Here is a 25,790-nt window from a genome sequence, read left to right on the forward strand (position 1 = left end):
TGTGGACGTCGGTCACTGGTCCGCGCCCTCCTCGTCCTCGTCGGAGTCCTCGCCGGACGCGTCCGGCGAACCCGTGGGCTCGTAGACCAGCACGGCGCGGTTGTCGGGCCGCAGGGTGGCCGCGGCGACGGCGCGCACCTCGTCCGCGGTGATGTCCAGGATGCGCTTGACGGCGGTCAGCGCGAGCTGCGGGTCGCCGAACAGCACGGCGTACCGGCACAGTTCGTCGGCACGGCCGCCGACCGTGGCGAGCCGGTCCAGCCACTCGCGCTCGAGCTGGGCCTGCGCCCGCTCCATCTCCTCCGGGGTCGGGCCCTCCTCGGCGAAGCGGGCCAGTTCCTCGTCGACGGCGGCCTCGATGGTGGGCACCTCGACGCCGCTGGACGTCTTCACGTCGAGCCAGCCGAGCGACGGCGCCCCGGCCAGCCTCAGCAGGCCGAACCCGGCCGCGACGGCGCTGCGGTCCCGGCGCACCAGGCGGTTGTGCAGCCGGGAGGACTCACCGCCGCCGAGGACGGTCAGCGCCAGGTCCGCGGCGTCGGACTCGCGGGTGCCGTCGTGCGGCAGCCGGTAGGCGGCCATCAGGGCGCGCGAGGGGACGTCCTCCTCGACGACCTCGCGGAGCTCCCCGCCGATCACCCCGGGGAGTGAACCGTCACGGGGCGCCGGCTTGCCGTCGTGGGACGGGATGGTGCCGAAGTACTTCTCGATCCAGGCCAGCGTCTGCTCCGGGTCGATGTCCCCGACGACCGCGAGGACGGCGTTGTTCGGAGCGTAGTAGGTCCGGAAGAAGGCGCGCGCGTCCTCCAGGGAGGCGGCGTCCAGGTCCGCCATCGAGCCGATGGGGGTGTGGTGGTACGGGTGGCCGTCCGGGTACGCCATCGCGGTCAGCCGCTCGAAGGCGGTGCCGTAGGGGACGTTGTCGTACCGCTGGCGGCGCTCGTTCTTGACCACGTCACGCTGGTTGTCCAGGCTCTGCAGGTCCAGTGCGGACAGCAGGCTGCCCATGCGGTCGGCCTCGAGCCAGAGCGCGAGCTCCAACTGGTGGGCCGGCATGGTCTCGAAGTAGTTGGTGCGCTCGAAGCTGGTGGTGCCGTTGAGGGAGCCGCCGGCGGACTGGACCAGTTCGAAGTGGCCGTTGCCCTTGACGTTCGCCGAACCCTGGAACATCAAGTGCTCGAAGAGGTGGGCGAGTCCGGTACGGCCCTTCACCTCGTGGCGGGAACCGACGTCGTACCAGAGGCAGACCGCGGCGACCGGGGTGAGGTGGTCCTCGGAGAGCACGACGCGCAGGCCGTTGGCCAGGCGGTGCTCGGTCGCGGTGAGGCCGCCGGATTCTGCCTCCGGCGTGGCCGTGTGACCCATGGGCAAGCTGTCCTTCCGGTCGCGTACTCGTTGTTTTGTGCTGAGACCTGCCACTCTAGGCAGCGGACAAACGGCCCGCGAAGTTCCCGTCACCGCCACGTATGAGGCGGGGGGGTGGTCCGGGCTGTCGGTGGGGCGGTCCACAATGGTCCGCGACAGTCCCGTGTCCTTATCCGATGAGGTCCAGCCGAAGGAGCAGCGCCCTGATGGCCCGCCGCACCACGAAGACCCCGCCGCCGGACGATTTCGAGGAGCGCATCCTCGACATCGACGTCGTCGACGAGATGCAGGGGTCCTTCCTCGAGTACGCCTACTCGGTCATCTACTCGCGCGCCCTCCCGGACGCCCGCGACGGGCTCAAGCCGGTGCACCGGCGGATCGTCTACCAGATGAACGAGATGGGGCTGCGCCCCGAGCGCGGCTTCGTGAAGTGCGCCCGCGTCGTCGGCGAGGTGATGGGCAAGCTCCACCCGCACGGCGACTCCTCGATCTACGACGCGCTGGTGCGCATGGCCCAGCCGTTCTCGATGCGCGTGCCGCTGGTCGACGGCCACGGCAACTTCGGCTCGCTCGGCAACGACGACCCGCCGGCCGCGATGCGGTACACGGAGTGCCGCACGACGCCCGCCGCGATGCTGATGGTCGAGTCGATCGACGAGGACACCGTCGACTTCACGCCGAACTACGACGGCCAGGAGCAGGAGCCGGTGGCCCTGCCCGCCGCCTACCCGAACCTGCTGGTCAACGGCGCCTCGGGCATCGCGGTCGGCATGGCGACCAACATGCCGCCGCACAACCTGGGCGAGGTCATCGCGGCCGCCCGCCACCTGATCCGCTACCCGAACGCGGACCTCGAGACGCTGATGCGGTACGTCCCCGGCCCGGACCTGCCGACCGGCGGCCGGATCGTGGGCCTGGACGGCGTCCGGGACGCGTACGAGACCGGCCGCGGCACGTTCAAGATCCGCGCCACGGTGGCCGTCGAGGACGTGACGGCCCGCCGCAAGGGCCTGGTGGTGACCGAGCTGCCGTTCGCGGTCGGCCCGGAGAAGGTCATCTCCAAGATCAAGGACCTGGTCGGCTCGAAGAAGCTGCAGGGCGTCGCGGACGTCAAGGACCTCACCGACCGCGAGCACGGACTGCGGCTGGTCATCGAGGTGAAGAACGGCTTCCACCCCGAGGCCGTCCTGGAGCAGCTGTACAAGCTGACCCCCATGGAGGAGTCCTTCGGCATCAACAACGTGGCGCTGGTCGACGGCCAGCCGCTCACGCTGGGCCTGAAGGAACTGCTGGAGGTCTACCTCGACCACCGCTTCGAGGTCGTCCGGCGGCGCAGCGAGTTCCGCCGCGGCAAGCGCCGGGACCGCCTCCACCTGGTGGAGGGCCTGCTGGTCGCCCTGGTCGACATCGACGAGGTCATCTCGATCATCCGCTCCAGCGACAACGCCGCCCAGGCCAAGGAGCGCCTCATCGAGCGCTTCGCGCTGTCGGAGATCCAGACCCAGTACATCCTCGACACCCCGCTGCGCCGGCTGACCCGCTTCGACCGGATTGAACTGGAGTCCGAGCGGGACAGGCTGACCGCCGAGATCGAGGAGCTCACCCGGATCCTGGAGTCCGACGCCGAGCTGCGCAAGCTGGTCGGCGCCGAGCTGGCGGCGGTCGCCAAGAAGTACGCCACCGAGCGCCGCACCCTGCTGATGGAGCCGGGCGCGGCCCCCGTCGCGGCCGTGCCGCTGGAGGTCGCCGACGACCCGTGCCGCGTGCTGCTCTCCTCCACCGGGCTGCTGGCCCGTACGGCGAACGGCGAGGCCCTGGCCCCGGGCGACGGCAAGCGCGTCAAGCACGACGTGATCGTCTCGGCGATCCCGACGACGGCGCGGGCCGACATCGGGATGGTCACCTCCACCGGGCGCCTGCTGCGGATCGCCGTGATCGACCTGCCGATCCTGCCGGAGACCTCCGGTGCGCCGAACCTGGCGGGCGGGGCGCCGCTCGCGGAGTTCCTGTCGCTGGAACCGGACGAGCAGGTGCTCTGCCTCACCACGCTCGACGAGTCCTCGCCGGGTCTGGCGCTCGGCACCGAGCAGGGCGTGGTCAAACGCGTCGTGCCGGACTACCCGGCGAACAAGGACGACCTGGAGGTCATCGCGCTCAAGGAGGGCGACCGCATCGTGGGTGCGGTCGAACTGCGCACCGGCGAGGAGGACCTGGTCTTCATCACCGACGACGCACAGTTGCTGCGCTACCCGGCGGGCCAGGTCCGTCCGCAGGGCCGCCCGGCGGGCGGCATGGCCGGCATCAAGCTGACGGACGGCGCGAAGGTGATCTCCTTCACCGCCGTCGACCCCTCGGCCGACGCCGTGGTCTTCACCCTCGCCGGGGCCCGGGAGACGCTCGCAGGCGCCGAGGAGGGCACGGCCAAGCTCACGCCGTTCGACCAGTTCCCGCGCAAGGGAAGGGCGACCGGCGGCGTGCGCTGCCAGCGCTTCCTGAAGGGCGAGGACATGCTGCTCCTCGCCTGGGCCGGCTGCACCCCGGCCCGTGCCGCCACCTCCACGGGCGCGCCGGCCGACCTCCCGCCCAAGGACCCGCGCCGGGACGGCTCGGGCGTGGCCCTCACCAAGCGGGTCTCGGTGGTCGCCGGCCCGGTGTGACCGGCACGTCCACAGCGATGAGGGGCGCGGCACCCGGTACGGGTGCCGCGCCCCTCGGCGTACGCGGTGTCAGGACGCGTACGCCTGCGCCCCGCCGGGTCCGGCCGGGTCGTCCAGGCGCAGCCACACGCAGGTGTCCCGGGGCAGCCGGCCGTCCTCGGCGAGCGGTCCGCTGGCCAGCAGGAGCTGCCGGTGCGCGGGGAGCGCGGCGGGGTCCGCGGACAGGTTGACCACGCAGGCGAACCCGCCCGCACGGCGGAAGGCGAGCACGTCGCCGGGACCGTCGAGCCAGTCCATCGGGCCCTCGCCGAGGCCGGGTTCCGCGCGGCGGAGCTCCAGCGCCGTCCGGTACAGGCTCAGCAGGGAACCGGGGTCCGTCTCCTGCACCTCGGCGGTGTAGCGCGCCCAGTCCGCCGGCTGCGGCAGCCAGGGGTGCTCGCCCCCGAAGCCGTACGGCGGCGCGTCCCCCGACCAGGGCAGCGGCACCCGGCAGCCGTCACGGCCCGGGTCGGTGCCGCCGGAGCGGAAGTACATCGGGTCCTGCAGCAGTTCGGCCGGGATGTCCTCGACCTCGGGCAGCCCCAGTTCCTCACCCTGGTACAGGTAGACCGAGCCGGGCAGGGCCAGGGTCAGCAGGGCGGCGGCGCGGGCGCGCCGGGTGCCGAGCTCCAGGTCCGTGGGGATGCCGTGGGCCTTGGTCTTGAAGTCGAAGCCCGTGTCGGCGCGGCCGTACCGGGTGACCGTACGCGTCACGTCGTGGTTGGCCAGCACCCAGGTCGCGGGGGCACCGACCGGAGCGTGCGCGGCGAGCGTCGCGTCGACGGAGGCGCGCAGCCGGCCGGCGTCCCACGGGCAGGCGAGGAAGTCGAAGTTGAAGGCGGTGTGCAGCTCGTCGGGACGCAGGTAGCGGGCGAAGCGCTCGGTGTCCGGCAGCCACACCTCGCCGATCAGCACGCCGTCGTAGGGGTCGGCGACGCTGCGCCAGGAACGGTAGATGTCGTGCAGCTCGTCGCGGTCGATGTAGGGGTGCGGGTCGGTGCCCTCCACGAAGTCGGGCAGGTCCGGGTCCTTGGCGACCATGGCCGCCGAGTCGATGCGCACCCCGGCCACGCCGCGCTCGAACCAGAAGCGCAGGACGTCCTCGTGCTCCCTTCGCACCGCGGGGTGGGCCCAGTTGAGGTCGGGCTGCTCCGGGGCGAACAGGTGCAGGTACCAGTCGCCGTCCGGGAGCCGGGTCCAGGCTGAGCCGCCGAACTGCGAACGCCAGCCGTTGGGCGGCAGCTCGCCGTCCTCGCCACGGCCGGTGCGGAAGTGGAACAGCTTGCGCTCGGCGCTGCCGGGCCCGGCCTCGAGGGCCGCCTGGAACCAGACGTGCTGGTCGGAGATGTGGTTGGGGACGATGTCGATGATGGTGCGGATGCCCAGGGCGCGTGCCTCGGCGATCAGCTTCTCGGCGTCTGCCAGGGTCCCGAAGGCCGGGTCGATGGCCCGGTAGTCGGCGACGTCGTAGCCGCCGTCGGCCATCGGCGAGGGGTACCAGGGGTTGAACCAGAGCGCGTCCACACCCAGCGCGGCCAGGTACGGCAGTCTGGACCGCACCCCGGCGAGGTCGCCGGTGCCGTCCCCGTCTCCGTCGGCGAAGCTGCGTGCGTACACCTGGTAGATGGCGGCGCCGCGCCACCACGCGTCGGTGGCCTCGGCCGGGTGGGTGTCTGCCACGTGACTGGTCCTTTCGGGCAGCTGGGACCGCGCCGCCCGCCCTGTGGCGGGCGGCGTGGTGCTGGACGGGTGCGGCCGGAGGCCGTCGGGGCCGGGCCTCAGCCCTTGAGGCCGCCGGCGGTGAGGCCGCTCATGATGTTGCGCTGGAAGATCAGGAAGATCAGCAGGGTGGGCACCGAGGCCATCGCGATGGCCGCGACCAGCCAGTTCTCCGGCACCCCGCTGGCGAGCGAGTAGATGCCGACGTTGAGCGTCTGCTTCGTCGGGTCGGGCAGGGTGAGCATCGGCCAGAGGAAGTCCTTCCAGACCCCGACGATCGCGAAGATGGAGACCACTCCGAGGATCGGGCGGGAGATCGGCAGGACGACCGACCACAGGGTGCGCAGCTGGGAGGCCCCGTCGATGGCGGAGGCGTCCAGCAGTTCCTGCGGCACCGAGTCGAAGAACCGCTTCAGCAGGAAGATGTTGAAGGCGTTGGTGACCGACGGCAGCCAGATCACCCAGGGCGAGTTGAGCAGGTTGCGCTGGAAGATCGGCACGTCCAGCACGGTCAGGTACTGCGGTACGACCAGGACGGTGGCCGGGATCATCAGCGTGGCGAGCATCATCCCGAGGATCACGTTGCCCAGCACCGGACGGAGCTTGGACAGCGAGTAGGCGGCCGCCACGTCGAACACGAGCTGGAAGGCGAGTGCCCCGAAGGCGTACCAGAGGGTGTTGAGCAGCAGGTGGGACAGGTCCATCACGTCCCAGGCGCTCTTGTAGTTCTCGGGGTGCAGGGCCTGCGGGAAGGCGGTGGGCGGGATCTGCGCGAACTCCTGGGTGGACTTCAGGCCGTTGGAGGCCATCCAGTACAGCGGGCCGAGGAAGACCAGCGTGAAGGCGACCAGTACCAGGGCGAGGACGGTCCGGTAGACGATCCTGCCGCGGCGGCTGGCCAGCTGCGTCGGTGATATCAGCGTTCGGGTGCTGCTGCTCATCGGTGGTTCCCCGCCCTACTCGTCCGTGGCGCGGCTGAGCCGCACGTACCCGGCGGAGAAGACCGCCAGCAGTACGAGCAGGACCAGGCCGAGCGCCGCGGCGCTGCCGTAGTTGTTGAAGCTGAAGGCGTACTGGTAGATCAGGTAGACGACGGTGGTGGTGGAGCCCTCCGGGCCGGCGCCGCCGGTCAGCAGGAACGGCTCGGTGAAGACCTGCATCGTGGCGATGATCTGCATGAGCAGCATCAGCGACAGGATCAGCCGGGTCTGCGGGATCGTCACGTGCCAGATCTTGCGCAGGAGCCCGGCGCCGTCGAGCTCGGCGGCCTCGTAGAGCTCGCCGGGGATGCCCTGGAGCGCGGCCAGGTAGATCAGGGTGGCGCCGCCCATGTTCATCCACGTGGAGGCGATGACCACCGACAGCATCGAGGTGCTGGTGGACTGCAGCCACTGCTGCTGGGGCAGGTGCAGCACCTCGAAGATGCGGTTGAACAGGCCGTACTCGGGGTTGTAGAAGTTCTTGAAGAGCAGCACCGAGGCCACCGGCGGCAGCATCACCGGCAGGTACACCAGCAGTCTCAGGTAGCCCCGCGCGTGCCGTAGTTCGTTGAGCAGCAGGGCGATGACGAACGGCACCGCGAAGCCGAGCAGCAGCGCCAGGGCGGTGAAGAGCAGGGTGTTGCGCCAGGCCTGCCAGAACGCGGGGTCGTGGAAGACGTAGTTCAGGTTCGACCAGCCGGCCCAGGTGGTGGCCCCGTCCTCGGTCTTCTGGAAGGCCAGCAGGACCTCCCTGACCATCGGGTACCAGGAGAAGAACCCGAAGCAGAGCACGGCGCCGATCAGGAAGCCGTGCGCGGTGAGGTTGCGGCGCAGGGCGCGGCCGGCCCGCCCCGGACGGCGGCCGTCCGGGGCGGGGCGGCGCACCGTACGGCGCGACCGGCTCTTCGCGGGAGTGCTGGTGGGCAGGGTGGGGGCGCTGGGGGCCGACATCGTCGCTCCTGGGTGCCGGGTGCCGAGGGGGCCTGGGCTACTGGTTGGCGAGGACCTGGTTGACCTGGGTCTCCGCGGTGGACAGCAGCTTGGCGGGGTCCGCACTCTTGTTGGTGAGGACACCGGACATCACGTTGTCCAGGACCTTGTAGATCTCCTGGGCCTTCGGCGGCTCGGCCTTGCCGGGGATCGGGTTGTCCATGAAGGCGCGGAAGTTCTCCACCGGCATCGTGGCGCTCTCGGTCTTCAGCTGGTCGTCCTTGGTCTTGCTGGCACCGATGAAGAAGGCCGGCTGGGGCAGACCGACGGGCAGGCCGTCCGCCTTGGAGCGCGCGTACTCGAACTGGCCCTTGCCGACGCTGAGCGTCTTGAAGTTCAGCCAGGCGATGGCGGCCTTGATCTTGTCGGGCGAGCTGCCCTTCTTGATCATGTAGTCGTTGCCGCCGAAGAGGGTGGCCTTGCCGCCGGGGATCGGGCCCATGCCGAAGTTGGCGTAGTCGGCGCCGAGCTGCTGGACCATGTACGTGATGTCGTCCGGCGCGGCCAGGAACATGCCGAGCTTGTCGGTGGCCATCTGCTTCTGCAGGTCGCCCCACTTGAGCAGCTGCGTCTGGCCCATGCTGTTGTCGGTCCAGCGCATGTCGTGCAGGTTCTGCACCACCTGCTTGCCGAGGTCGGTGTTGAACCCCGCCTTGGTGCCGTCCGCGGAGACGACGTCGCCGCCCAGGCCGTACATCGTGGCCGTGAAGTGCCAGCCGCCGGTGTTCTGGGCGCTGTAGTCGCCGTACCCGGCGATGCCCTTGCCGAGGCCGGCGATCGCCTTGGCCGCGGTGCGCACGTCCTCCCAGGTGGTGGGCGGCTTGTTGGGGTCGAGGCCGGCCTGCTGGAAGAGCTTGCGGTTGATCAGCAGGCCCATGGTGTAGTTGCTGGTGGGCAGGCCGTAGAGCTTGCCGTCCTTCTTCAGGACGTTCAGCACGTTGGGGTCGATGTCGTTCAGGGCCGGGACGGTCTTGTCGGTGACGTACGCGGAGATGTCCGCGGCGCCGTCGTTGTCGAGCACCTGCTGCAGGTCGGTGAAGTACGTGTAGAACACGTCCGGCTGGGACTTGGCCTTCAGCGCGGCCGTGAAGCGGGCCGGCTCCTCGCACTGGCCGGGCGTCGACTTACCGTCGATCGTCACGTTCGGGTACTTCTTGTTGAAGGCGGCGACGTCCTCCTTCCACTCCTTGAGCTCCGCCTTCTTCGCGGCCGGCGGCATGCAGTCGATGGTCAGCGTGACCTTGGCCTTCGGGTCCAGCGGGGCGGTGGGGTCGGACGAACCGCCGCCCGCGTCGTTGTCGTTGTCCGCACTGCTGCTGGTGCCGCAGGCGGTGAGGACGGCCAGGGCCATCACGGAGACGAGCGTGGCCGCGGAGGCACGGCGAGCGGGGCGGAACCAGGAGCTTCTCATCGGTGGTCCCCTTCGGGCATGAGCGTGGAAGCCCCCGACCACACGCAGCGGGGGCGTCGCACACTCAAGCACCACAAACAGGTGTCCGCAAGATCTCGCGCAGATTTCGCAAAAGATTGACGGCCTTGCGCAGCTCGGCAACGAAGCACGCGAACACCGGGAACGGAGCGGGAACCCCGAGGCCGCAAACGCGGACCGGGCGGTTCCGACGACGTCGGAACCGCCCGGTCCGCGGGGGCGCGCGGCCGCTCAGCCGCGCACGGGCCCCGTCGTCCCGCGGACGACCAGCTCGGGCTCGTACAGCAGCTCGTCGGAGGCCACCTGCTTGCCCGCGATCTTCAGTGCGAGCAGCTCGACGGCGGTGCGGCCCATCGCCTCGATGGGCTGCCGCACCGTGGTCAGCGGCGGGTCGGTGCAGGTCATGAACGCCGAGTCGTCGTAACCGACCACGGAGACGTCGCCGGGCACGGACAGCCCCAGCCGGCGCGCCGCCCGCACCGCGCCCAGCGCCATCGGGTCGTTGGCGCAGATGATCCCGGTGACCCCGCGCTCCCAGAGCTTGGCGGCCGCGGCCTGGCCGCCCTCCAGCGTGAACATCGCCCGCCCGACGTGCTCGTCGGGCAGCGACCCGCCGCCCGCGGCGGCCGCGGCCCGCGCCGCGGTCAGCTTGCGCCGCGACGGCATGTGGTCGGTGGGCCCGAGCAGCAGGCCGATCCGCTCGTGGCCCAGCGAGGACAGGTGCCGCCAGGCCTGCTCCACGGCGACCGCGTCGTCGCACGACACCCGCGGGAAACCGAGGTCCTCTATCGCGGCGTTGATCAGCACCACCGGCAGGTTCCGCTCGGCCAGCAGGCGGTAGTGGTCGTGCGGCGCGTCCGCCTGCGCGTACAGACCGCCGGCGAAGACCACGCCGGAGACGTGCTGCTGCAGCAGGAGCGAGACGTAGTCCGCCTCCGACACCCCGCCCGCGGTCTGCGTGCACAGCACCGGCGTCAGGCCCTGCTGGGCGAGGGCCGCCCCCACGATGTCGGCGAAGGCCGGGAAGATCGGGTTCTGCAGCTCCGGCAGCACCAGCCCGACCAGCCGGGCCCGGTTCCCCCGCAACTGCGTCGGCCGCTCGTACCCCAGCACGTCCAGCGCCGTGAGCACCGCCTGCCGGGTGCCCTCCGACACCCCCGGCTTCCCGTTCAGCACACGGCTGACGGTGGCCTCACTGACCCCGACCTTCTTCGCTACTTCGGCAAGCCGTCGCGTCATGAGCGCAAGCATACGACATGGCGTGCAAGTGGTTTGCGCTCATGCGCAAGACCGTTGGGACGCCCGGCACCCGGGGGTGCCGCCGTGGCAGGAGGGACCGAAGCGTCGCCTCACCCTCAACCTGGGCCAATACAGCGCCCACCTGTCCTGAATAGCGCGCTTCACGACCGTTCCCTGTGGGTAACACTCATTCGACGGCGGGTGCCGGACCCGTACGTCCCTGCGTGCTTCTCACCTCTCCGAGGCAGTCGATCAGAGCCGCTCGTACCTGCCCGGAGCTTCGCTTCTTCGGGCTGCCGCCGCCATGACGGGCGGGCGTGCGCCGATCGGGGGGTCACATGGCGCGTTCCAGAGAGGTGGGCGGAATCGCCGCCCTGCTGGTCATCGGGGTCACCGCCGTCCTGGTGCTCACGGCCGCCGTCGCCGTGGCCCTGGGCAAGCTCATGGTGACTCTCGCCTCCCCTTCGGGCCCCGGCCAGGACTCCGCCGCCCCCACCTTCATGGCCGCCAACGCCGCGTTCTCCGGACTGGCGCTGGCGGCGGTGCTCGTGACCTTCGGTGTGCAGCAGCGGAAGGCCCACCTTCAGCGACGGGAACTAGCAGCCCAGCGGAAGGAGTTGAGTGGCACGCACAACCAGCTCTACCGCACCGCCGAGGCGGAGCTGCGCACCTTGCACGTCGAACTCCTCAAGATCGGCATTGAGCACCCGGAGTTGGCTTCCGTGTGGCCGGAGTTAGAGACCGTTCCCGCCGATCAGGCCCGAGAACTGTTGTACGCCAACATGATCTTCACCCATCACCTCTTTGTGTTGCGCCTGGGCAGCCTGTCCGCGATCGAGTTCCAACAGGTGCTGCGCGACCTGGTGAAGAGCCGCCGGTTCCGCGAGTACTGGACGTGGTCCCGACCGTTCCGTCAGGCACGCCTAGACCCCACCGGCGACGAAGCGCGGCTCGGGGCGATGGTGGACGCGTTCATCAGAGAACTGGAAGCCAATGGCGGAGGTCGGTACCCCTGATCGGCTGAATTTCTGTCACGGCTACACCAAAACTGCACCCTGGAAGCACTCGATCCACTAGAGAGAAAGGATCTTCGAAGCCTCATGGGAGGGAAGGGGCCATTCACGGAACGGCGCGACCTCCCGGAACGGGATGGATCAGCGTGGAGATCGTGCGCAGAATCGGGGCCTCACCTCGCGAACGCGGAAGCACCGCCGCCGCGACATGCCCCGATATCTTCGAGTTGTCCGATGGCAACTTTGCAGTCATCGGCACCGATGCCACAGCTGACCTGGACGGCAAACTTCCGGGCGACGCGGCCCGGGCGGACTACGAGCGGATCGTAGTGATCACTCGCGACACGCTCCTTCGCGCCAAACAGGACATCCCGGACCTCTAATCCGCCGCTCGCGAACTGTCGGCCTCCCCCGCGAACTGCTCGGAGGGGGAGGCCGCACCATGCCGTGTCGGGCCATCCCGAGCCCCTTCGACGAGCACCCGACGTAATACGGGAGGGGCGGGAGAGCCGGGGGTGGTGCGGAAGGTTAGGCTTACCTTCATGAGCACCTGCACCTCCGCGTCCAGCTCGCTGGCGGAGCCCGTCGCCGCGACGGCGGCCACCGCGCGGACCTGGCTGCTGCTGGAGCAGCCGGGGCCGTGGGGTCCCAAGGCGCTGACCGGGAGCCATCTGGATCCGCGGGTGGGCAGGGCGCTGGAGCGGGCCGCGGCCGGTACCGGGGTACGGGTCGGGCTGATCCGGCGGCCCGGGCGGCACGCGGACCGGCATGACGTGCGGCGGCGCACGGCGTACGTGGCGCACACCGTGCCGGGTGGCTCCTGGGTGCGGGACGCGGTCGTGGAGGACCCGGCCGCACTGCTGGGCCTGGACTTCGAGGCGCTGGGCCGCGGCGACCACCGCGGCTTCGGGATGCCGTACGAGGGCGACCCGCTCGCCCTCGTCTGCACCAACGGCAAGCGCGACCGCTGCTGCGCCCTCAACGGCCGGCCGCTCGCCGCGGAGCTGGCCGCCTCGGGGCTCGGTGAGGTCTGGGAGGTGACCCACCTGGGCGGGCACCGGTTCTCGCCGACGATGCTGGTGCTGCCGTACGGCTACGCCTACGGCCGGGTCGACGCCGCGCTGGCCCGGCAGGTGCTGGCGGCCGCCCGCGAGGGCGGCATGGTGCTGGAGGGCTGCCGCGGACGCTCCGCGTGGGAGCGTCCGGGCCAGGCCGCCGAACTGGCCGTGCGGCGGCTGACCGGCGAGCTGAACGCCGAGGCGCTGACCGTGGACGGCGAGCACGGTACCCGCGTGCGGCACCGCGACGGCCGGGCCTGGGACGTCGCGGTGACGCCGGTCGCGGCGGAGCCGCCCCGGCCCGAGAGCTGCGGGGCGGCCCTGGGGGCGCCGCTGCGGATGGAGATCAGCGGCATTCAGCCGGCGCTCTTGACGAACTCCGTGGTGTAGGTCTTGCCCAGGTCCACCTGGGCGTTCTGCAGGTTGGGGTTGAAGGCCTTGAGGACCCGTTCCACCGTCTCGGGTCCGCCTTCGGGCATCACGCCGTCCTTGGTGAACATCGGCAGCGTGCTCTCGATCGCTTTGACGTAGAGCTCCTGCCCGCCGCCCTGCGCGTAGTCGGCGGGCATCTTCGCGGCGATCTCCGCGGCGCTGTGCGTCGACATCCAGCGGAGCGTCTTCACGAAGGCGTTGGCGAGCTTCTGCACCGTCTCCTTGTGGCTGTTGACCCATTCCGTCTGCATGTAGAGGCTGGAGGACGGGTAGAGCCCGCCGAGCGCCTGCCGCGAGCCCTCCGGCGTGCGCATGTCGATGAGCACCTTGCCGAGCCCCTTGTCCAGGATCGTGGCCACGGTCGGGTCCGTGGTCATGCCGCCCTGGATCGATCCCTGCTCCATCGCGGAGATGAAGGTCTGCCCGGCGCCGACCGCGACCGGGGTGAACTCGCTGGTCTTCACGCCGTTGCTGACGGCCAGGTACTTGGTGAGGAAGTCCGTGGACGAGCCGATGCCGGTCACGCCCAGCTTCCTGCCCTTGAAGTCCTCAGGGCCCGTGAGGTCGCCGGCCGCCGCGTTGGAGACGATCTCCACCTCGCCGGGCGCCTGCGAGAACTGCACCACGGACTCCACCTGCTTGCCCTTCACCTGCAGGTCGAGCGTGTGGTCGTAGAAGCCGACGGTGCCCTGCACGTCGCCGGAGACGAGCGCGGTCTCGGCCTGTACGCCGGCCGGCTCGGTGAGCAGTTCGACGTCCAGTCCCTCGGCCTTGAAGTAGCCGAGCCGCTCGGTGAGCATCGCGGGCAGGTAGATGACCTTGTCCAGGCCACCGACCATGATCTTGACCTTGTCGCCCTTGCCGCCGGAAGCGGAGGCGGAGTCGCCGCCGCACGCGGTGAGCGTGGTGAGGGCGACGGCGGAGGCGGCGACGGCGGCCGCGGCCCTGAGGGTTGCGCGCATCTGGTTCACGTCCTTGTGAAGGGGGGTGGGCGGGAGGCGGTGGCGGGGTCAGCGGGCGGAGCCGGCCTCGCCCGGCTTCCAGCGGAAGAGCCGCTTCTCCAGGAAGGTCAGCAGGCCCTCGGCGAGCAGCGCGACGACCGCCAGGATCGCCATCGCGGCGTACACGCCGGCCGAGTTGAAGGTGCCCTGCGAGGCGGCGACCAGCAGGCCCAGGCCCTTGGTGGCGCCGATGTACTCGCCGACGATGGCGCCGATGAGGGCGAAGCCGAAGCTCACGTGGAGGCTGGTGAAGATCCACGAGGTGGCCGAGGGGATGACGACCTGGAAGGTGACCTGACGGTCGCGGGCGCCCAGGATGCGGGAGTTGGCGACCAGGTTGCGGTCGACCTCGCGGGCGCCCTGGAAGGCGTTGAAGAACACCGGGAAGAAGACCAGGACGACGGCGGAGGCCACCTTGGAGGCCGGGCCGAGTCCGAACCAGATCAGGAAGATCGGCGCGAGCACGATCCGCGGCAGCGCGTTGAGCACCTTGATGTACGGGCCGAGGACGTCGGCGAGGAAATGGATCCGCCCGAGGGCGATGCCGAGCACCACGCCCGCGACGACGCCGATGACCCAGCCGAGCAGGGCCTCGTAGAGCGTGTACCAGATCTGCTCCCACAGGGTGCCCTGCGCGGTACCGTCCACGGCCCAGGTGCGGATCTGCTCCCAGATCCTGGAGGGCATCGAGAAGTGGAAGGGGTCGACGGCCCCGGCCCTGGCCAGCCACTCCCACAGCCCGAGGACGGCGACCAGGAGCAGCACGCGGCTGCCGTGGACGAGGTAACTCCGGTTGCGGGCGGCACGGGCGCGCGAGCGCGCGCGGTCGGTGCCCGCGGGGTCCACGGTGGCGGCGGCCGAGGGGGCCGCCACGGTCTCAGGCGACATCGGCCGCACCCCTCTCGCGGGTGATGCGGACCTCTTCGCCGAGCGAGGCCCAGATCTCCCGGTAGATCTCGATGAACCGCGGCTCCAGCCGCACGGACTCGACCTGGCGCGGGCGCGGCAGGTCGATCTCGAAGACCTCCTTGACCGTGGCCGGCCCGGCGGTCATGACGACGACCTTGTCGGCGAGCGCGATGGACTCCTCCAGGTCGTGGGTGACGAAGACGACCGAGGCGCCCGTGCCGGACCACAGCTCCAGCAGCTCGTCGGACATCAGCGCGCGGGTCTGCACATCGAGCGCGGAGAAGGGCTCGTCCATGAGCAGGATCTCGGGGTCGTTGACGAAGGTGGCGGCGAGCGCGACGCGCTTGCGCTGGCCGCCGGACAGCTGGTGCGGGTAGCGGTCCTCGAAGGCGGACAGGCCGACGCGGGCGAGCCACTCACGGGCCCGCTCCCTCGCCTCGGCCTTGGGCACGCCGCGGAAGCGGGGGCCGGCCATGACGTTGGACAGCACGGTCCGCCAGGGGAAGACGGCGTCCTGCTGGAAGACGTAGCCGACCTTGTCGCCGATGCCGCGCACCGGCTCGCCGGCGACCAGCACCTCGCCCTCGGTGGGCTCCTCCAGCCCGCTGACCAGGGTCAGGGTCGTGGACTTGCCGCAGCCGGTCGGGCCCACGACGGCCACGAACTCCCCGCGGCCGATGGTCAGGTCCAGGTCGCGGACGGCGGTGTGGAGGGCCCCGGACGGGGTCCGGAACGCTTTGCTCGCTCCCCGCAGTTCGATGGCGGGGCCGGTCTGTGTGCTCATGCGCCGGGACGGTAGGCGTGGTCCCGGCCACGGCGGCACCCTTGCGGTCACAACTGCGCCTTGTGCCCACAACCCCCTGTTCTGCTCGTTTTGCTCGCGCTACAACAACGAAAGGGCCACGGGGGCTGGGCAGCGGGCCCCGGCCGCGTTTACGTTGCGTTCACAGCCGGGCGAACGGACGGGCGAATTCCGCAAGGGCGCGGAAGACCGGGAAGGACAGGGGTGACGTAGATGCGCATCCGCTGGCCCCGCCGCGTCTTCGCCCAGGTGCTGCTCGTCCAGGTGGTCCTCACCACCGGCGTCATCACCCTGGCCACCGGGCTGTTCCTCGCCCCGCTCAGCTCCCAGCTGGACCAGCAGGCGATGCGGCAGGCGCTGTCGATCGCCCAGACCACCGCCGCGACCCCGGGGCTCGCCCACGACCTGGTCACCACGCGCCCGAGCGTCACCGGTCCGGTGCAGGAGGAGGCCGAGCGGATCCGCCGTGCCACCGGTGCCCTGTACATCGTGGTCATGGACACCCGCGGTGTGCGCTGGTCGCACACGGACGTCGCCCAGATCGGCCGGCACGTCTCCACCGACCCCAGCGTGGCCCTGTCGGGGCGCGAGATCATGCAGATCGACCGGGGCACCCTCGGGCGTTCCGCGCGCGCCAAGGTGCCGCTGCACGGGGCCGGCGGGAGGATCGTGGGCGCCGTGTCGGTGGGCATCGGGTACGACAGCGTGCGGGAGCGGCTGCTGGCCACGGTGCCGGTGCTGCTGCTGTACGCGGGAGCGGCGCTCGCGGTCGGCGTACTCGCGGCGCTGCTGGTGTCGCGGCGGCTGCAGCGCAGGACGCATGGGCTCGCCTTCGCCGACATCTCCGCGCTGCTCGACGAGCGCGAGGCGATGCTGCACGGCATCCGTGAGGGCGTCATCGCCCTGGACGCCCGGGGACGGGTGCGGCTGCTCAACGACGAGGCGCAACGGCTGCTCGGCCTCGGTCCGGACGCAGCCGGCCGCGCCCTGGACGAGGTGCTGCCCGCCGGGCGGACGACCGACGTGCTGGCCGGCCGGGTCGCGGGCACCGACCTGCTCACCGTCAGCGGGGCGCGGGTGCTGGTCGCCAACCGGATGCCGACCGGGGACGGCGGGGCGGTGGCCACCCTGCGGGACCGCACCGAACTGGAGCGGCTGGGGCGGGAGCTGGACAGCACGCACGGCCTGCTGGACGCGCTGCGCGCCCAGGACCACGAGCACGCCAACCGCCTGCACACCCTGCTCGGGCTGCTCGAACTCGGCCTGTACGACGAGGCGGTGGACTTCGTCGGCGAGGTCGCCGACGCCCAGCGGGCCTCCGCGGAGCAGGTCGCGGAACGGGTCAGGGACCCGCTGGTGTCCGCCCTGCTGGTCGGCAAGTCGGCGATCGCCGCGGAGCGGGGCGTGGCCCTGTCGGTCTCCCCCGTCACCCTGCTCCCGGACCGGGTCGTGGACCCGCGGGACCTGGTCACCGTGCTCGGCAACCTCATCGACAACGCCCTGGACGCGGCGGGTTCGCTGGTCGAGGTGGAGCTGCGCGCCGAGGGCACGACGGTCGTGCTGCGGGTGTCCGACGACGGCCCCGGCGTACCGCCCGAGGCCCGTGAGCAGATCTTCGCCGAGGGCTGGACGACGAAGCGGTCCCCGGCCCACCGCGGCCGCGGGCTCGGCCTCGCGCTCGTGCGGCGGCTCGCCGAACGGTACGGCGGCATGGCCCGGGTGACCGCCCGCGCGGGCGGCGGCGCGGTCTTCACCGTCGTCCTGCCGGAGGCGCTGGCCGGCGCGGAACTCACCTCGGCCGCGTCCGCGGCCTCCGGGGCGTCCGCGGGGGAAGCACGATGATCGACGTCATGGTCGTGGACGACGACTTCCGCGTCGCCGAGATCAACGCGGCCTACGTCGCCAGGGTCCCCGGTTTCCGGGTGACTGCCCGCGCCCACACCGCTGCCCAGGCGCTGGCGACGCTGGAGCGCATGCACGTCGACCTCGTCCTGCTCGACCACTACCTGCCGGACGAGACCGGCCTCACCCTGGTGCGGCGCATGCGGCAGCTCGGCCACAGCGCGGACGTGATCATGGTGACGGCCGCCCGTGACGTGGCGACCGTGCAGGCGGCGATGCGCTTCGGCGCGCTGCAGTACCTGGTCAAGCCGTTCAGCTTCGCCGGGCTGCGGGCCAAGCTGGACGCCTACGCGGCGCTGCGCCGCACGCTCGACGGAGTCGGCGGGCGCGGCGAGGCCGGCCAGGAGCAGGTGGACCGCATCTTCGGCGCGCTGCGCACGGCCGGTGCGGCACCGGCGGACCTGCCCAAGGGGCACTCGGCACCCACCGCCGACCTGGTGCGCAAGGTCCTCACCGAGGCCGCGCAGCCGCTGTCCGCCCACGAGGTCGCGGCACGCGCGGGCATCAGCCGCTCCACCGCGCAGCGCTACCTGAAGTTCCTGGAGCGCGAGGGCCGGATCAGCCTCACCCTCAAGTACGGCGACACCGGCCGCCCCGAGCACCGGTACGCGTGGTCGCGCACCGGCTGACCCGGTTCACCGGCGGGCGAGTTCACGGCTCAGCGCCCGCGCCGCCGCGCACACCACGGGCGCGACGCGGTCCGGCCGCAGCCCCCGCGTGGCGCCGGTGACGGAGACGGCGGCGACGGGGAAGGGACGCGGGCCCAGCCGCGGCCCGTGGACGGGGGCGGCGACGGCGGAGACGCCGACCTCGGCCTCCTCCCGGTTCACGGCGTAGCCGCGGGTCCGGGTGCGGACGAGGTCCTGCTGGAGCAGCCGCGGCACGACGATGGTCCGCGGGGTGCGACGGCGCAGCCCGCCGCCGAGCACCGCGGCCAGGCCGGGCGGGGTCCCGTAGGCGAGCAGCGCCTTGCCGGTGGCGGTGCAGTAGGCCGGGTGGCGGCCGCCGACCCGGGAGATGATCCGCAGGGAGCGGCGGCCGGTGAGCTTCTCCAGGAAGACGGCGTCGGCGCCGTCGACGACGGCGAGGAGCACGTTCTCGTGGGTGGCCTCGTACAGCTCCTCCATGAACGGCCGCGCCGCCTCGCGCAGCCGCCGGTGCGGCACCCGCTGGCCCAGTTCGAAGAGGGCGAGGCCGAGCCGGTAGCCGTCCGTCCCGCGCTCCACGAGCCCGACGGCGGTCAGTTCGGCGAGGAGCCGGTGCACGGTCGACTTGGGCAGGCCGGTGCGGGCGGCGAGTTCGCCGAGCGCGATCCCGTCCTCCCCCGCGGCGAAGGCGCCGAGCAGCGCGGTCCCGCGGGCCAGCATCGACCGGCTCTACGTCACGGTCGCACCCTCGGCTCTCATGAGTGCCCCCGCAAGGGCACCTCGACCAGCAGCGGGCCGTCGAGCCCGCCCACCGCCGCGACCGTCCGCGCCAGTTCCTCCGTCCCGTCCGCACGGACCGCGGGGATGCCGAAGAAACGTGCGGCCAGCCGCCAGTCGAGCTCGCCCAGGTCGAGGCCGGGGTGCGGGACGGAGGGGCTGCCACCACGGGTGTCGAGGGTGTCCTTCAGGGTGCGGTACTCGCCGTTGGCCATCACGACGAACAGGACCGGCACCCGGTGGTGCGCCGCGCTCCACAGCCCCTGCAGCCCGAACATCGCGCAGCCGTCCCCCAGCACGGCCACCACCGGGCGTCCGGGCGCGCCGAGCCGGTGGCCGACGGCCGCGCCGATGCCCCAGCCGAGGCCCCCGCCGACCGTGTGGACGAAGCCGCCCGGCCGGTCCCGGCGCAGCACACCGCGCAGGTGCACCCCGACGGTGATCGATTCCTCGACGAGCACCGCCTCCTCCGGCAGTGCGGTGGCCAGGGCGTGCGCGGCGGCGAGCGGATCGACCGGGGCACGGCGCCCCGCGGACCGGGCCCGCAGGTCGAGCCGGTCCCGCGCCTCGGCGTGGCGGGCGCCCGCCTCCCGTATCCGCTCGCGGGCGGTGTCCTCGGGGACCAGGCGGGCCAGGTGGCCGGCGAGCGCGGCCAGTGAGGAGTCCAGCGGCCCGGTGAGGCCGAGGGCGACGGGGAAGTTGCGGCCCGGTTCGGCGGGGTCGGTGTCGATCTGCACGACCGTCAGGTGCGCGGGGACGGGCGGGCCGGGAGTGTAGTGGTGCGGGGTGAAGGCCCGGCAGCCGGCGATGAGCAGCGCGTCGTGGCCCTTCAACCGCTCATGGATGCGGGCGTTGACGGGCGGCAGCGGTCCGGCGTAGAGCGGGTGGGAGCCGGGGAAGTCCAGGTGGTCGTTCATCGGCTGGTGGTAGGTGACCGCGCCGAGCGCCTCGGCGACCCGTACCAGCGCCCCGACAGCCCCGTCCCTGCCGACCCCGTCACCGGCGACGACCGCGGGCCGTCCGGCGGCGGCCAGCAGGGCTGCCGCCCGGTCGAGCCCGCCGGCCGGGCCGGGCGGCGCGAGGGGGGAGCGTGCGGGGACCTCCACGGGTGCGGCGTCCTCGAGGACGTCCATCGGCACGGAGACGAACACCGGGCCCTGAGGCGGCTGCCGGGCCAGCGCGAAGGCGCGGCGCAGCACGAACGGCAGGTCCTCGGGGCGGTGCACCTCCTCGGCCCGTTTGGCCGCTCCGGAGGCGAGGGCGACCAGGTCCCCGGCGAGCATGGGGTCCTGGAGCAGGTGGCGCCGGTCCTGCTGGCCCGCCATGACGACCAGCGGGGTGCGGGAGCGCCGGGCGTTGAGCATCCCGATCAGGCCGTTGGCGGTGCCGGCGGCGATGTGCAGGCTGGCGAAGGCGGGACGGCGGGTGGCCCGGGCGTAGCCGTCGGCCATGGCGACGACCGAGCCCTCCTGGACGCCGAGGACGTACTCGGGCGAAGGGCCGGGCCCGGACAGCGCCTCGAGGAAGGGGAGTTCGGTGGTGCCCGGGTTGCCGAAGACCCGGTCCACCCCCTCGTCGGCGAGGATCTCCAGCAGGGCCCGCAGGGCGGTCGTCATGGCGGGTACGCCTCTCATACGCTCATGCCGCCGTCGACCGCGACGGTGGCTCCGGTGGTGAAGCTCGCGTCGTCGCCCGCGAGGTGGAGCACGGTGCGGGCGATCTCCTCGGGTGCCGCGTGCCGGCCGCGGGGGATCATCGCGTCGAACGCCCTGGCCGCGTGCTCGGAAGGCTGCCCGGTGGCGGCGGTCTCGATGCGCCGCATGAACGGGGTGTCGGTGGGGGCCGGGTGGATGGTGTTGACGCGGATGCCGCGGGCGGCGCACTCACTGCCGCGACGCGCATCAGCCCGGCCTGGGCGTGCTTGGCCGCCGCGTAGCCGCTGATGCCGGGGTCGGTGGTGAGTCCGGCGACGCTGGAGTTGATCATCACGGAGGCGAGGGTGACGATGAACGTCGGCAGCCCCGCCCCACATACGTCGCGACGAGGGCGTTGCCCGCCCCGGGCAGCGCCGACAGCACCAGCACCGCTGCGGCCGCCGCCCAGGGGGACCAGCCGTCGCGGATGTGGACCGCGCCGACGGTCACGCCGAGCGCGTACACCCCGCCGGCCGGCAGGTCGACCTCGCGCAGGGCGAGGGCGAAGACCATCCCGCCGCCATCAGCCCCACCTAGCAGGCGTTGTGGGCGGTCCCGGCCAGGTTGGACCGCGTCAGGAACGCGGGCTCGGCGATGCCCACGACGAGCACCAGCAGGACCAGTACCGCTGCCACGCCCGTCTCGTCGCGCAGCAGCCGACGCACACGGCTCGATGGCATGCCGCACAGCGTGGAGGCACCGCGGGCCTGCGGCAATCAGAGCGTTCCGCCAGGCGGAACGGGTGTCAGACCGCTCCGGCCCCGGTGAGCGAACGGACCTCGACCTCGGCGAACTTGTCCTCGTCGGCGCGCTCGCGGGACAGGACCGTGCCCAGCCAGCCCGCCGCGAAGCCCAGCGGGATGGACACCAGGCCCGGGTTCTCCAGCGGGAAGTACTGGAAGTCCACGCCGGGGAAGAGCGACTGCGGGCTGCCCGACACCACCGGGGACAGCACCACCAGCATGACCGCCGGGAGGAGACCCCCGTAGATCGCCCACACCGTGCCGCGGGTCGTGAACCTCCGCCAGAACAGCGTGTACATCAGCGCGGGCAGGTTGGTGGACGCGGCCACCGCGAACGCGAGCCCCACCAGGAAGGCCACGTTCTGGCCCTGCGCGAACAGGCTCAGCGCGATGGCCACCCCGCCGATGCAGACGGCGGCCACCCGGGCCACCCGCACGTCCTGGTTCTCCCGCCGCCTGCCGTCCGGTGCGGTCCCTCGACGGCGCAGCGTCGCGTGGAGGTCGTGGGCGACCGAGGCGGACGAGGCGAGCGTGATACCGGCGACGACGGCCAGGATCGTGGCGAAGGCGACCGCCCCGACGACCGCGAAGAGGACCGTTCCACCGGTGGAGCCCGCTCCCCCGCCCAGGTCGAGGGCGAGCAGCGGCACCGCCGTGTTCCCTGCGGCGTTGGACGCGCGCACGGTGTTCGAGCCGACCAGCGCCGCCGCGCCGAAGCCCAGCACGATCGTCATCAGGTAGAAGCCGCCGATGAGACCGATCGCCCAGACCACCGAACGCCGCGCCGAGCGTGCCGTGGGCACGGTGTAGAAGCGCGAAAGGATGTGCGGCAGCCCGGCGGTGCCCAGGACGAGGGCGAGGCCGAGGCTGATGAAGTCCAGCCGGTCGGTCCAGCTCTGCCCGTACAGCCTGCCGGGGGCCAGGAACTCCCGGCCCTGGCCGCTGCCGTCGGCGGCCGAGCGCAGCAGCGCTCCGAGGTCGCCGTGGAAGTGCACGAGGACCAGGACGGTGAGGGTGATCGTGCCGCCCATGAGGAGCACGGTCTTGACGATCTGGATCCAGGTCGTGGCGCGCATGCCGCCGAAGGCGACGTAGAAGACCATCAGCGCGCCGACGCCGATGACGGTCCAGGTGCGGGCGGCCGATCCCTGACCGCCGAGCAGGAGGGAGACCAGGCTCCCGGCGCCGACCATCTGCGCGACCAGGTAGAGCACGGAGACGGTGACCGCGGAGGTGCCCGCGGCGATCCGGACCGGGCGCTGGCGCATACGGGCGGTGAGGACGTCGGCGAGGGTGTAGCGGCCGCAGTTGCGGACCAGTTCGGCGACGAGCAGCAGCACGAACAGCCAGGCGACGAGGAAGCCGACGGAGTAGAGCATGCCGTCGTAGCCGAAGAGCGCGATGAGCCCCGAGATGCCGAGGAAGGAGGCGGCGGACATGTAGTCGCCGGCGATGGCGAATCCGTTCTCCAACGGGGAGAAGAGACGGCCTCCGGCGAAGAACTCCACGGACGAGCTGCGCCGTCGGCCGGCCCAGGCGGTGATCGCCAGGGTGACGGAGACGAAGACGGTGAAGAGGACCAGCGCCAGGCCCTGGTGGTTGCCGGTCACCGCATCCGCTCCTGGGTGTCCCAGCGCAGGTCGAGGGCGGCCCGGTCCCGGCGCAGCCGAGCGTGCCGGGCGTAGGCCCAGGTCAGGAGGAAGGTCGTGGCGAACTGGGCGAGGCCCAGGACCATGGCCACGTTGAACTCGCCGACCAGCGGCCGGGCCATCAGTCGCGGCGCGGTCGTCGCCAGGACGAGGTAGAGCAGGTACCAGGCGAGGAAGGCGGCGGCCGCCGGGAAGACGAACCGCCGGTACCGGGAACGCACCTCCTGGAAGGGGCCGCTGGCCTGCACCTCGCGGTACACCCGGGCGTGCGCGTCGGCCGGGCGGGCCTGCGTCGGGAGGGAGACCGGCGGTGGCTCGGGGCCCTCCCACTCCCCCGCGGCCAGGACGTCGTACCAGGGGTCGTCCACCCACAGCCCTCCGGTTTCCGCCCGGTCGTGCTCTTTCACGAACTCTCCTCGCCTCACGGGCCGATCGGCCGTGCGCCCAAGCATGGACATTGCGGGAAGATCCGGGAGCCTCCAAGCAGAAACCTTCACCTCATCGGGTGATGGTCCCCCACTCCTGGGGGTGGGGAGGCTTCGGCGCCCTCCACGGGTGGGTGACCGCGGAGGGCGCCGGCACGGGGAACCGGTCCGTCAGGCGTCGATCCGCGAACGGTCGAGCGTGGCGGCGGAGTTGGCGATGAACTCGCGGCGCGGCGCGACCTCGTTGCCCATCAGCAGGTCGAAGGCGAGCTCCGCGCCCTCCAGGTCGCTGATGTTGATCCGGCGCAGGGTGCGGTGGCGCGGGTCCATCGTGGTCTCGGCCAGCTGGTCGGCGTCCATCTCGCCGAGACCCTTGTAGCGCTGGATGGAGTCCTTGTAGCGGATGCCCTTGCGCTCGAACTCCAGCAGCGTCTCGCGCAGCTCCCGGTCGGAGTAGGTGTAGACGTACTTGTCCTGCCCCTTGCGGGGGTTGGTCAGCTCGACCCGGTGCAGGGGCGGCACGGCCGCGAAGACCCGGCCGGCCTCGACCATCGGCCGCATGTAGCGCTGGAAGAGCGTCAGCAGCAGACAGCGGATGTGACTGCCGTCGACGTCGGCGTCCGTCATCATGATGATCTTGCCGTAGCGGGCCTGGTCGATGTCGAAGGTGCGGCCCGAGCCTGCCCCTATGACCTGGATGATGGCGCCGCACTCGGCGTTCTTCAGCATGTCCGTGACCGAGGACTTCTGGACGTTGAGGATCTTGCCCCGGATCGGGAGCAGCGCCTGGAACTCGGAGTTGCGCGCGAGCTTGGCCGTGCCCAGGGCCGAGTCACCCTCGACGATGAAGAGTTCGCTGCGGTCCACGTCGTCGCTGCGGCAGTCGGCCAGCTTGGCCGGCAGCGACGAGGACTCCAGCGCGGTCTTCCGGCGCTGCGCGTCCTTGTGCTGCCGGGCGGCGATCCGGGTGCGGGCCGCGGCGACGGCCTTCTCCAGGACTGCGCGGGCCTGCTGCTTGTCGTCCCGCTTGGTGGAGGTGAGGAACGCCTTGAGCTCGCGGGACACGACGTTGGCCACGATGCGGTTGGCCGCCGAGGTGCCCAGCACCTCCTTGGTCTGGCCCTCGAACTGCGGCTCGGCGAGCCGGACCGTGACGACCGCCGTCATGCCCTCCAGGGCGTCGTCCTTGACGATGTCGTCCTCGGCGACGCGCAGCAGCTTGGTGGCGCGCAGGACCTCGTTGAACGTCCTGGTGACGGCGCCCTCGAAGCCGCGCACATGGGTGCCGCCCTTGGGCGTGGCGATGATGTTCACGAAGGAGCGCAGCGTGCTGTCGTAGCCGGTGCCCCAGCGCAGGGCGACGTCGACGCCGAGCTCGCGGGTGACCTCGGTCGGGGTCATGTGGCCGAGCTCGTCGAGGACCGGGACGGTCTCCTTGAAGGTGCCGCTGCCGGTCAGCCGCAGCACGTCGCAGATCGGCTTGTCCGGGGTGAGGTACTCGGCGAACTCGCTGATGCCGCCGTCGAAGTGGAAGGTGTCCTCGACCGGCTTCCCGTCCTCCGAGCCGTTGTCGGGGCGCTCGTCGCGGACGACGATCGTGAGCCCGGGGACCAGGAACGCGGTCTGGCGGGCGCGCTGGTGGAGCGTGTCCAGGGAGAGCTTGGCGTCCTTGAGGAAGATCTGACGGTCCGCCCAGTAGCGGACGCGGGTGCCGGTGCGGGCCCGCGGCACCTTCTTGACCTTGTCCAGCCCGTTGCCCGGCTCGAAGGCCGCCTCGGGGCCGCCCTTGGCGAAGCTGCCGGGGACGCCGCGGCGGAAGCTGATCGCGTGCGTGTGGCCGCCGCGGTCGACCTCGACGTCCAGCCGGGCGGAGAGCGCGTTGACGACGGAGGCGCCGACACCGTGCAGACCGCCGGAGGCCGCGTAGGAGCCGCCGCCGAACTTGCCGCCGGCGTGCAGCTTGGTCATGACGACCTCGACGCCGGACAGACCGGTCTTGGGCTCGACGTCGACGGGGATGCCGCGGCCGTTGTCCCGCACCTCGACGGAGGCGTCGCCGTGGAGGACGACCTCGATGTGGTCGCAGTGGCCGCCCAGGGCCTCGTCCACCGAGTTGTCGATGATCTCCCACAGGCAGTGCATGAGGCCGCGGCTGTCGGTGGAACCGATGTACATGCCGGGGCGCTTGCGGACCGCTTCGAGGCCCTCGAGCACGAGCAGGTGTCGCGCGGTGTAGTTGGAGCCGTCACGATCTGCACCGGTCAGCAACGCGGTGGACGGCACGGATGTTTCGGCGGTCACGCGAACGTCTCCTCATGAA

General features: G+C 71.7%; 23 protein-coding genes. 6 read left to right on the forward strand and 17 right to left on the reverse strand.

The genetic code is table 11. The annotated features are described in order from the left end of the window. Positions 1 to 12 precede the first annotated feature (12 nt). A complete protein-coding gene (locus tag PV410_RS02290) occupies positions 13 to 1,365 on the reverse strand; it encodes a M16 family metallopeptidase (protein ID WP_500321934.1) in 1,353 nt (450 codons plus the stop codon). Positions 1,366 to 1,571: 206 nt separating this feature from the next. Between PV410_RS02290 and PV410_RS02295 the strand changes: the two genes are divergently transcribed. Further along, positions 1,572 to 4,022 (forward strand): DNA gyrase/topoisomerase IV subunit A, encoded by a 2,451-nt coding sequence (locus PV410_RS02295; protein ID WP_500321997.1) that lies wholly within the window; start codon positions 1,572 to 1,574, stop codon positions 4,020 to 4,022. Between the two features lie 69 nt (positions 4,023 to 4,091). Here the strand turns inward: PV410_RS02295 and PV410_RS02300 are convergent, their stop codons facing one another. From PV410_RS02300 to PV410_RS02320, 5 genes are all read right to left on the reverse strand, one after another. After that, a complete protein-coding gene (locus PV410_RS02300; protein WP_500321936.1) occupies positions 4,092 to 5,741 on the reverse strand; it encodes a glycoside hydrolase family 13 protein in 1,650 nt (549 codons plus the stop codon). Positions 5,742 to 5,839: 98 nt separating this feature from the next. Then, positions 5,840 to 6,721 carry a carbohydrate ABC transporter permease gene (locus PV410_RS02305; RefSeq protein WP_500321937.1) on the reverse strand — a complete coding sequence of 294 codons (882 nt, stop codon included), beginning with the start codon at positions 6,719 to 6,721 and terminating at the stop codon, positions 5,840 to 5,842. Positions 6,722 to 6,736: 15 nt separating this feature from the next. Beyond that, the gene (locus tag PV410_RS02310) at positions 6,737 to 7,711 is read right to left on the reverse strand and encodes a carbohydrate ABC transporter permease (protein WP_500321938.1); all 975 of its coding nucleotides are present in this window, start codon (positions 7,709 to 7,711) and stop codon (positions 6,737 to 6,739) included. 37 nt (positions 7,712 to 7,748) lie between these two features. After that, positions 7,749 to 9,161, reverse strand: a complete 1,413-nt coding sequence (locus tag PV410_RS02315; RefSeq protein ID WP_500321939.1) for an ABC transporter substrate-binding protein — start codon at positions 9,159 to 9,161, stop codon at positions 7,749 to 7,751. A 249-nt stretch (positions 9,162 to 9,410) separates the two neighbouring features. Then, positions 9,411 to 10,418 carry a LacI family DNA-binding transcriptional regulator gene (locus PV410_RS02320; protein WP_354796787.1) on the reverse strand — a complete coding sequence of 336 codons (1,008 nt, stop codon included), beginning with the start codon at positions 10,416 to 10,418 and terminating at the stop codon, positions 9,411 to 9,413. A gap of 338 nt (positions 10,419 to 10,756) precedes the next feature. Here PV410_RS02320 and PV410_RS02325 point away from each other — a divergent pair, with 338 nt between their 5' ends. The 3 genes from PV410_RS02325 to PV410_RS02335 all read left to right on the forward strand — a co-directional run bounded on the left by PV410_RS02325 (position 10,757) and on the right by PV410_RS02335 (position 12,879). Then, positions 10,757 to 11,434, forward strand: a complete 678-nt coding sequence (locus tag PV410_RS02325) for a DUF6082 family protein (RefSeq protein WP_500321940.1) — start codon at positions 10,757 to 10,759, stop codon at positions 11,432 to 11,434. A 143-nt stretch (positions 11,435 to 11,577) separates the two neighbouring features. Then, on the forward strand, positions 11,578 to 11,814 hold the full coding sequence (locus PV410_RS02330) for a hypothetical protein (protein ID WP_500321942.1): 237 nt from the start codon (positions 11,578 to 11,580) through the stop codon (positions 11,812 to 11,814). Between the two features lie 159 nt (positions 11,815 to 11,973). Beyond that, positions 11,974 to 12,879 (forward strand): ferredoxin family protein, encoded by a 906-nt coding sequence (locus tag PV410_RS02335; protein ID WP_500321943.1) that lies wholly within the window; start codon positions 11,974 to 11,976, stop codon positions 12,877 to 12,879. On the opposite strand, the gene PV410_RS02340 is transcribed toward PV410_RS02335, so the two are convergent. From PV410_RS02340 to PV410_RS02350, 3 genes are read right to left on the reverse strand one after another with little or no spacing between them, the layout of a single operon-like run. Next, positions 12,846 to 13,883 (reverse strand): ABC transporter substrate-binding protein, encoded by a 1,038-nt coding sequence (locus PV410_RS02340; protein WP_500321945.1) that lies wholly within the window; start codon positions 13,881 to 13,883, stop codon positions 12,846 to 12,848. The two genes, PV410_RS02335 and PV410_RS02340, sit on opposite strands and share 34 nt — an antisense overlap. Before the next feature lie 48 nt (positions 13,884 to 13,931). Then, entirely contained in the window at positions 13,932 to 14,810 is an 879-nt protein-coding gene (locus PV410_RS02345) for an ABC transporter permease (protein WP_500321947.1), read from the reverse strand. Further along, positions 14,800 to 15,615: an ABC transporter ATP-binding protein gene (locus tag PV410_RS02350; protein ID WP_499514476.1), complete on the reverse strand. Its 816-nt coding sequence runs from the start codon at positions 15,613 to 15,615 to the stop codon at positions 14,800 to 14,802. Before PV410_RS02350 ends, PV410_RS02345 begins: the two co-directional genes overlap by 11 nt. Before the next feature lie 231 nt (positions 15,616 to 15,846). Between PV410_RS02350 and PV410_RS02355 the strand changes: the two genes are divergently transcribed. After that, positions 15,847 to 17,475 (forward strand): ATP-binding protein, encoded by a 1,629-nt coding sequence (locus PV410_RS02355; protein ID WP_500321948.1) that lies wholly within the window; start codon positions 15,847 to 15,849, stop codon positions 17,473 to 17,475. Continuing rightward, positions 17,472 to 18,164, forward strand: a complete 693-nt coding sequence (locus tag PV410_RS02360; RefSeq protein WP_500321949.1) for a response regulator — start codon at positions 17,472 to 17,474, stop codon at positions 18,162 to 18,164. Before PV410_RS02355 ends, PV410_RS02360 begins: the two co-directional genes overlap by 4 nt. 6 nt (positions 18,165 to 18,170) lie before the next feature. On the opposite strand, the gene PV410_RS02365 is transcribed toward PV410_RS02360, so the two are convergent. The 8 genes from PV410_RS02365 to PV410_RS02400 all read right to left on the reverse strand — a co-directional run bounded on the left by PV410_RS02365 (position 18,171) and on the right by PV410_RS02400 (position 25,771). Beyond that, positions 18,171 to 18,902, reverse strand: a complete 732-nt coding sequence (locus PV410_RS02365; protein WP_500321950.1) for an IclR family transcriptional regulator — start codon at positions 18,900 to 18,902, stop codon at positions 18,171 to 18,173. A 35-nt stretch (positions 18,903 to 18,937) separates the two neighbouring features. Further along, the gene (locus tag PV410_RS02370; RefSeq protein WP_500321952.1) at positions 18,938 to 20,593 is read right to left on the reverse strand and encodes a thiamine pyrophosphate-binding protein; all 1,656 of its coding nucleotides are present in this window, start codon (positions 20,591 to 20,593) and stop codon (positions 18,938 to 18,940) included. Beyond that, the gene (locus PV410_RS02375; protein WP_500321953.1) at positions 20,590 to 20,991 is read right to left on the reverse strand and encodes an SDR family oxidoreductase; all 402 of its coding nucleotides are present in this window, start codon (positions 20,989 to 20,991) and stop codon (positions 20,590 to 20,592) included. The genes PV410_RS02370 and PV410_RS02375 overlap by 4 nt, the downstream gene beginning before the upstream one ends. Beyond that, complete coding sequence (locus PV410_RS02380; RefSeq protein ID WP_500321955.1) at positions 20,945 to 21,166, reverse strand: hypothetical protein; 222 nt, start codon at positions 21,164 to 21,166, stop codon at positions 20,945 to 20,947. The genes PV410_RS02375 and PV410_RS02380 overlap by 47 nt, the downstream gene beginning before the upstream one ends. Before the next feature lie 20 nt (positions 21,167 to 21,186). Next, positions 21,187 to 21,333, reverse strand: coding sequence for a hypothetical protein (locus tag PV410_RS02385; protein WP_500321957.1), 147 nt, complete (start codon positions 21,331 to 21,333; stop codon positions 21,187 to 21,189). Between the two features lie 65 nt (positions 21,334 to 21,398). Further along, positions 21,399 to 23,006, reverse strand: coding sequence for a monocarboxylic acid transporter (locus tag PV410_RS02390; RefSeq protein WP_500321959.1), 1,608 nt, complete (start codon positions 23,004 to 23,006; stop codon positions 21,399 to 21,401). After that, positions 23,003 to 23,452, reverse strand: coding sequence for a DUF485 domain-containing protein (locus tag PV410_RS02395; RefSeq protein WP_499514470.1), 450 nt, complete (start codon positions 23,450 to 23,452; stop codon positions 23,003 to 23,005). Before PV410_RS02395 ends, PV410_RS02390 begins: the two co-directional genes overlap by 4 nt. Positions 23,453 to 23,641: 189 nt before the next feature. After that, on the reverse strand, positions 23,642 to 25,771 hold the full coding sequence (locus tag PV410_RS02400) for a DNA gyrase/topoisomerase IV subunit B (RefSeq protein WP_500321961.1): 2,130 nt from the start codon (positions 25,769 to 25,771) through the stop codon (positions 23,642 to 23,644). Between the last annotated feature and the right edge of the window lie 19 nt (positions 25,772 to 25,790).

This window comes from Streptomyces sp. PA03-5A, from assembly GCF_033792725.1.
GTDB lineage: Bacteria > Actinomycetota > Actinomycetes > Streptomycetales > Streptomycetaceae > Actinacidiphila.